Annotated in this window: 5 protein-coding genes; 2 read left to right on the forward strand and 3 right to left on the reverse strand. The window is 70.6% G+C overall.

Annotation, left to right across the window (positions count from 1 at the left end; all coding sequences use genetic code 11):
• Positions 1-71: 71 nt before the first annotated feature.
• Genes NON22_RS17615 through smc form a run of 3 tightly spaced genes read right to left on the reverse strand, consistent with a single transcriptional unit; the run spans position 72 to position 5,044 of the window.
• A complete protein-coding gene (locus tag NON22_RS17615; protein WP_257388254.1) occupies positions 72-692 on the reverse strand; it encodes a LuxR C-terminal-related transcriptional regulator in 621 nt (206 codons plus the stop codon).
• Between the two features lie 55 nt (positions 693-747).
• The gene (gene zipA, locus NON22_RS17620; protein WP_257388255.1) at positions 748-1,527 is read right to left on the reverse strand and encodes a cell division protein ZipA; all 780 of its coding nucleotides are present in this window, start codon (positions 1,525-1,527) and stop codon (positions 748-750) included.
• Between the two features lie 16 nt (positions 1,528-1,543).
• The gene (smc, locus tag NON22_RS17625) at positions 1,544-5,044 is read right to left on the reverse strand and encodes a chromosome segregation protein SMC (RefSeq protein WP_257388256.1); all 3,501 of its coding nucleotides are present in this window, start codon (positions 5,042-5,044) and stop codon (positions 1,544-1,546) included.
• A gap of 365 nt (positions 5,045-5,409) precedes the next feature.
• Between smc and NON22_RS17630 the strand changes: the two genes are divergently transcribed.
• A complete protein-coding gene (locus tag NON22_RS17630) occupies positions 5,410-6,267 on the forward strand; it encodes a hypothetical protein (RefSeq protein ID WP_257388257.1) in 858 nt (285 codons plus the stop codon).
• Between the two features lie 10 nt (positions 6,268-6,277).
• On the forward strand, positions 6,278-7,324 hold a 1,047-nt coding region (locus tag NON22_RS17635), incomplete at its 3' end, for a DUF4785 family protein (RefSeq protein WP_257388258.1).

Raw genomic sequence — 7,324 nt, forward strand, 5'->3', positions numbered from 1 at the left:
CCGTCGCGCTCGCGCAGCAGGCCGCGGCGGCCTGAAGCCGACCGGCGAGGCGCGGCCGAGGCCGCGCCGTCCTACGGCCGCACCTGCGCCATCAGCGCGAGCGGGCGCTGCTCGGGGTCGTTGAAGAACGCCATCCATTCTTCAATGCCGTCGGCATGGCGGTGGATCAGGTGGGGCGCGCCGAGGAAGACGACGCCGCGCTGCGTCAGGCGCGCGTGCGCCGCGTGGATGTCGGCGACGCGGAAGTACAGGATCGACGCCTGCGCGGCGCCGCCCTCGCCTTCGGACAGCAGCAGCCGCGTGCCGCCGCAGTCGAAGAAGCAGAGCTTGCCGAACGTGTACAGGTGCGGCAGGCCGAGCACGTCGCGGTACCAGATTTCGGCCGCGGCGACGTCGTCGACGGTGCGCGCGATCTGGCCGATCGCGCCCAGGGTTTCGGGTTCGCTCATGACGAGGCTCCGGTGGTGCAGCGCGCTGGCCCGGCGCACGCCGGACCAGTGACGCAACTGGCGACGATCGCGCAGCGCGAGCTTGGCCAGGATGTGGGCGACGTGATACTTGATTGCGTCCGTGCCGACGCCGAGCAGCCGCGCGATCCGCGGATTGCTCAGGCCATGGCGTATGCCTTCGACGACGCGCCATTCGGCCGGCGTCAGCAGGTCGTCGGCCGGTGGGCGTCCGCGCTTGCGCATGGCGGAGACTCTACGCGGCGACCCGGCGATTTTCCCTACCCGGCCGGCGGCGCGCTCACCAGTCCGCGCGGATGCGGCTGCCGTCCTGCTTGCGGTCCCAGGCGCGCAGATCGTCGCGGATGTGCGAGATGCGCTGGCGGCCGAGCGCATTGCGTTCCTCGTCGAGCACGACCGCGTCGAGCAGTTCGGCGAGGCGCTGCGCGGTCGGCAGCATCGTGTCCCAGGCGTCCAGGGCCGGCAGCGGTCCCGGCAGCGCCATGAAGAAGCTCAGGCCCGGCGTGCTGAGCTCGTCGATGCGGCTCATGTCGAAATGGCCAGGCTTGACCATGTTGGCCGCGCTGAAGATCGGGCCGAGCTCGCGCTTGCCGTCGACGAGGCGATGGAAGATGCCGAGGTCGCCGAATTCGAGACCGCATTTCTCGGCCGCGACGACGAGATCGCTGCCGCGGATGGTCTGGCCCGCACGCGCGGCGATGAACAGGGTGACGATGCGCTCGACCGGCTGCTCCGGTCGCTGGCCGACGTTGGAGCGCGGCGGCGTCGGGAACAGGTCGTCGCTGTCGGCGGCGCGCGATCGCGACGCCGTCGCGCCGGGCGCGTCGTCGACGAAGGCTTCGCCGTCGTCGTCGGTCGCGCGCATCGACGGCAGGCCGTCGTCGGCGTCCGCGCCGGCCAGGGTCGGCTCGCGGCGTTCGCCGCCGGGCTTGCCGGCGACGCGGCGGCCCTGCCCCGGCTTGCGCGGCGAACCCAGGTAATAGATCACGGCGAGCACGACGACGCCGACGACGATGAGGATCAGGCGCAGTTCATTCGCGCTCAAGCCTTGCGATTCCATGGCATCACTCCCGTGTTCAGGCCGCGCCGACGAGCTTGGACGCCTCGGCCAGGTCCACCTGCACCAGACGCGACACGCCGGGCTCGCGCATCGTCACGCCGCAGAGCTGGTGCGCGGCTTCCATCGTGGTCTTGTTGTGCGACACGAACAGGAACTGTACGTGCTCGGACATTTCGTTGACCATGCTCGAGAAGCGGCCGACGTTGGCCTCGTCCAGCGGCGCGTCGACCTCGTCGAGCAGGCAGAACGGCGCCGGGTTCAGACGGAAGATCGAGAACACCAGCGCGACCGCGGTCAGCGCCTTCTCGCCGCCGGACAGCAGCGAGATCGAGGTCACGCGCTTGCCCGGCGGCCGCGCCATGATCGACACGCCGGTGTCGAGCAGGTCGTCGCCGGTCAGTTCGAGATAGGCATGGCCGCCGCCGAACAAGCGCGGGAACAGTTCCTGCAGGCCCGAATTGACCTTGTCGAAGGTTTCCTTGAAGCGCTGGCGCGTCTCGCGGTCGATCTTCTTGATCGCGCCTTCCAGCGTTTCCATGGCCGTGCTCAGGTCGGCCAGCTGCGCGTCGAGATAGGTCTTGCGCTGCGACTGTTCCTCGTATTCCTGGATCGCCGCGAGATTGACCGGCTCGAGCCGGCGGATCTTGCCTTCGAGCTCGTTGAGGCTTTGCGTCCAGTCGGCGATGTCCGCGTGCGCCGGCAGGCTCTCGAGCACGGCGGCGAGTTCGAGACCGGCTTCGAGAATGGCCTGCGCGAGGTTCTCGGCGCGCAGCTTGAGGCTGTGTTCGGACAGGCGCTTCTCGGCGAGCGCTTCGCGGCGCTGGGTCAGCACATGTTCGACGCGCTGGCGCTCCTGGTCGAGGCGGCGGAATTCCGCGTCGCAATCTTCGAGCGCGCGGCGCGCGTCGACGAGCTGGCGGTCGACGAGCAGACGCTGGTTCAGATAGGTCTGGCGCTCGCCGTCGAGCTCGGTCAGCGGATCCTCGTCGGCGGCGAGCTGCTGCGCGATTTCCGCGCGCCGCGCGTCGAGCTGGGCGATCTGCGCGTGCATGCGGCCGAGCGCCTGCTCCAATGACTGGATCGCGCTGCGCTTGGATTCCAGCGACAGCGCGAGCTGATGCGCCTGGTCGCGCGCCTCGCGCGCGTTCATGCGCGCTTCCTCGCGCTGCTCGAGCGTGCGGCGGCGCTGGCCGTCGAGTTCCTGGCGCTGCTGTTCCAGGTCGCCCATGCGGATCACGGCCGCATCGAGCCGGCCGCGCGCTTCCTTGACCTGGGCCTGGTCTTCGTCGAGCTTGGCCGACAGCTGGGCGATCTCGCCGTCGACTTTTTCCAGCCGCGCCTGCGCCGTCTCGACCTTGCCGCGATGGCTCTGCAACTGGCCGCCGATCTCGGCCAGCCGCCGGTGCGCCATGTACAGCTCGCGCTGCGCGTCGTCGCGCTGGCGCTCGCTCTCGACCTTGCCGGACTTGAGCTCGTCGAGCTCGGCCGCGAGATCGTGCGCGCGCTCGTCGAGGCTTTCGATCTGCCCCTGCAGCGCATGGATCTCGCGTTCACGCGCGAGCACGCCGGCCTGCGCGCCGCCGCGGCGCAGCACGCGCAGGTAGCCGGCGCCGAACCATTCGCCACCTTGCGTGACGACCGACTGGCCCGGGCTCAGCGCGCGCACGATGCGCTTCGCGTCGTCGGCCGACTCGGCCGTGCGCACCTGGGCAAGCAGCGCGGCCACGGCAGCCGGGCCGCGCGCGCGCGCGGACAAGGTGCCCGCGACGGCGTCGCCGCCGTGCGCCGACGCGACGAGCACCATGTCGGCTTCGCGCAGCGCGGCCATCTCGCCGGCATAGGCCTCGGGCGTTTCGACGAGCACGCCTTCGAGCAGCCCCGACAGCACGGTTTCCACGGCGGTTTCCCAGCCGGCGTCGACGTCGAGCGCCTCGCCGAGACGGCGCGCATTCGCAAGCCCGGCCTGCTCCAGCCATTGGCTGGCCGCGCCTTTTTCCTGGCCGAGCGCCGCATGCTGCAGCGCTTCGAGCGAGGCCAGCCGGCCGCGCAGGGTCTGCAGCTGCTGGCGCGTGTCGCTCAGGCCCGACTGCGTCGCGCGCTCGGTTTCGAGCAGGCGCTCGTAGGCGCTCTTGCGCTCGTCGAGCAGGCTCGTCAAGGTCTCGACCTTCTCGCGCTGCGTGTCCTGTTCGTCGCCCAGAGTGTCGGCCGCGGCGCTCAAGGTACTCAGGTCGGCCGCGCGCTTCTCGTTTTCCAGGATCTCCAGCCGGCGCGCAGTGTCCAGGCACTGCCGGTCGAGATAGTCCAGACGCGTGCGCTCGACTTCGGCCGCACGCGCGGCCTCGGCGCTGGCCGCGGAATAGGCGTCCCAGGCCGACTGCCATTCGGCCAGCTTGGCCTCGGCGTCGCGCAGGGCGTCGCCGGTCTGTTCGTCGACCTCGCGCAGCGCTTCCAGACGCGGCTCGCCGTCGGCGACGGCCAGGCGCAAGGTCTCGATCTGCGTGCGGTCGGCCTCGAGGTGTTCGTTGAGCTCGCGATACGCGCGCTCGGTTTCCTCGCGGCTCTTGTCCAGGCGCTCGCGCAGCTCGCGGTTGTGGGCGATCTGCTGCTCGACGCGGGCGATGTCGGCGCCGACCTTGTAGACCTCGCCCTGGATCAGGCCGAGGTGCTCGGTCGCCGCGTGGTGGCGCTCGCGGCTGGCTTCGAGCTGGGCTTCGATCTGGCGCTGGTCGGCGACGAACTTCTCGATCTCGACCTCGGCCTGGCGCAGCGCGCTGCCCTGGCCTTCGACCTCGTCGGCGATCGCGCGGTAGTTCAGCGCGCGCAGCTCGGCCTCTTTCTGCTTCTGCTCGGCCTTGAGCTCCTGCCAGCGCGCGGCGGCCTTGGCCTGGCGGTTCAGGTGCTCGAGCTGCTTGTCGACCTCGTCGCGCACGTCGCGCACGCGGTCGAGGTTCTCGCGCGTGGACTTGATGCGGCTCTCGGTTTCCTTGCGCCGCTCCTTGTACTTGGAGATGCCGGCGGCTTCCTCGAGGTGATGGCGCAGCGCCTCGGGGTCGGATTCGACGACCTGCGAGATCATGCCCTGCTCGATGATGGAATAGCTGCGCGCGCCGAGGCCGGTGCCGAGGAACAGGTCGGTGATGTCGCGGCGGCGGCAGCGCGCGCCGTTGAGCAGGTACTGCGACTGGCCGTCGCGGCTGACCACGCGCTTGACCGAGATCTCGTTGAACTTGGCGTACTCGCCGACGATGGTGCCGTCGGAGTTGTCGAACACGAGTTCGACCGAGGCCTGACCGACGGGCTTGCGCGCGCTGGAACCGGAGAAGATGACGTCGGTCAGCGAATCGCCGCGCAGGCGGCTCGCGGCGCTTTCGCCCATGACCCAGCGGATCGCATCGATGATGTTGGACTTGCCGCAGCCGTTGGGACCGACGATGCCGGTCATGTTGGTGGGCAGGTGCAACGTGGTCGGATCGACGAAGGATTTGAATCCGGCCAGTTTTATCGTGGTCAGGCGCATGGAATTACCGCTACGACGGGCGCGCAGTATAGCCGCCCGGCTCCGCCCCGCGATCCCGCCGCCTGAACGGCGTCCGCCCTGCCGCGACCCCGCCGCGCCCCGGCCGCGGCCTTGCCGGCCGGCTGCCGCCGGCCATACGCCGGCGCCGTTTGGAGCCCAGGCTTCAAACAAACGTTTGACATGGCGACGGGCACATTGCTACGTTGCGCGCCGCCGTCGGCGGCGTGCGGGAGGGCACGATGCCGGCGGACGTCCATCAGCACGCTCCGGCTTGACCCGGTAGCCGCACGGAAGCTCCCCTGACCCGGCAGGCCGCAGCTGGACCGCGGCTCGAACACCTGACCCGAGCCGCATCGGGAGGGAAAATGGTTCGTCTTGCTTTGGCGCTCTCGCTCGCCCTGGGAGCGGCCTCGGCCGCGTCGGCCGCAGCGACCGGCGTGGCATTCGTACACGGCACCGGCGCGCAGACCAATGCGCTGGCCGACTACTGGACACCGGAGTTCGTCAACTCCGTGCGGCAGGGACTGCCGGATCAGTCCAAGTACGTCGTGATCAACTGCGATCTCGGCCAGTACATGTGGGACAGCCGCGCCGCCGGCTGCGTGGCCGGCCAGCTGACCAGCTTCATCAACAGCGCCGGCATCACCGACCTGGTCGTGATAACGCACTCCAACGGCGGCAACGTCGTGCGCTGGATCCTGTCGAATCCGACCTACGACAGCCGCTATCCGAACATCATCAGCAAGATCCGCTGGGTCAACGCGCTGGCCCCGTCGTCCGCAGGCACGCCGCTGGCCGACGCGGTCATGAACGGCAACGTGTTCGAGCAGGCGCTCGGTTGGCTGCTCGGCTACCAGAACGACGCCGTGCGCATGCAGCAGGTCAGCTGGATGGCCTACTACAACCAGAACAACCTGCTCGGCACGACCGGCCGGCCGGCGCTGCCGAAGGGCTTCTGGGCCGTGGTCGGCACCGACGTGGATTCCTCGCCGTTCGACGGCGACAGCTGGTGCGGCGGCTATCAGTACAACCTCGGCCTGGAGACCACGCAGAACTGGCTGGCCAGCTGCTCCGACGGCTTCCTCAACTGCACCAGCCAGCAGGCCGCCGGCCGCACCTGGTTCCGCGACGTCGACCGCATGGCCGGCAGCGAGCCGCTGTCCCACAACCAGAGCCGCCGCGCCTGCTTCGGCCTGGACCGCATCCTGCGCGACGACCTCTGAGGAGCGACCCATGCCGAATCCGAAATCCGCGGCACTGGCCGCGAGCATTGCGCTGAGCCTCGCCGGCGTCGCCCAGGCCGCCGAACTGCGCCTGTCCGCGCCCGCCGCCGGCGACCAGGTGCCGACGCGCCTGAGCGCCAATCCCGACACGCGCGCGACCGCCGCGCTCGACCACACGCCGGTTTCCGTGTCCTGGGCGCTGGACGCCGCCGAACCGTTGGCCGAACGGCCCCAGGCCTTCGTCCAGCAGAGCCGCGAATACTGGCTCGACGCGAACGAAGCCGAGCTGCGCCGCGGCATCGTGCTGCCGACCACGGCCGACGCCGCGCTGATCCGCATCAGCCCACACGGCGGCAATCGCAGTCGGCTGACCGTCGACGATCTGGTGATCCGCAACGGCGCCGTCGAGCTCGACGGCCGCGTGGCGACGCAGAGCCTCGTCGACGAGACCGCGCTGCGCGCCGCGGGCATGGACGTGTCCGACGGCACCGTCATCGCCCGGCTTTCGCCGGCCGCCGGCAAGGGCCGGCTCGAACTGGCTGTGCCGGCGGCGAGCGGCAGCTACCTGATCCACGTGTTCGAGCCGACCAGCACGACCGTGCTGAGCCTGGCCGCGGCACGCGACACGGTGCTGGCCGGCCAGCCGCTGCGCGTCACGGCCGCGCTGCAGGGCGCCAAGGCGCTGACGGCCAAGGGCCTGCTGACCGCGCCCGACGGGCACACCCAGCCGTTCGAGCTGCAGCAGCAGGCCGACGGCAGCTGGCAGGCCGACGTCGTGCCCGACGCGGCGCATGCGCGCGGTCCCGGCCTCTGGGAAGTGCACGCGTTCGCGAGCGGCGGCAGCAGCCGCCTGCCGGTGCAGCGCGACGCCAAAACCGCGTTCGCGCTGAGCCGCCCGAGCGCGCGCCTCGACGGCACGGTCGCGAGCGCCGAAGCCGGCCGCGGCGGCCTGAGCCTGTCCGTCGGCATCGAAGCCGCGAGCGCGAGCCGCTACCAGCTCGCCGGCGTGCTCTACGGCACCGCCGCCGACGGCACGCGCCGCCCGGCCGCCTACGCC

The sequence above is a fragment of the Tahibacter caeni genome, assembly GCF_024609805.1.
Taxonomy (GTDB): domain Bacteria; phylum Pseudomonadota; class Gammaproteobacteria; order Xanthomonadales; family Rhodanobacteraceae; genus Tahibacter; species Tahibacter caeni.

Bases quoted from the DNA above. Each gene is read 5' to 3' on its own strand.
- NON22_RS17630 (WP_257388257.1), top strand. From the start codon at position 5,410: ATGGTTCGTCTTGCTTTGGCGCTCTCGCTCGCCCTGGGAGCGGCCTCG.
- zipA (WP_257388255.1), bottom strand. From the start codon at position 1,527: ATGGAATCGCAAGGCTTGAGCGCGAATGAACTGCGCCTGATCCTCATC.
- smc (WP_257388256.1), bottom strand. From the start codon at position 5,044: ATGCGCCTGACCACGATAAAACTGGCCGGATTCAAATCCTTCGTCGAT.
- NON22_RS17615 (WP_257388254.1), bottom strand. From the start codon at position 692: ATGCGCAAGCGCGGACGCCCACCGGCCGACGACCTGCTGACGCCGGCC.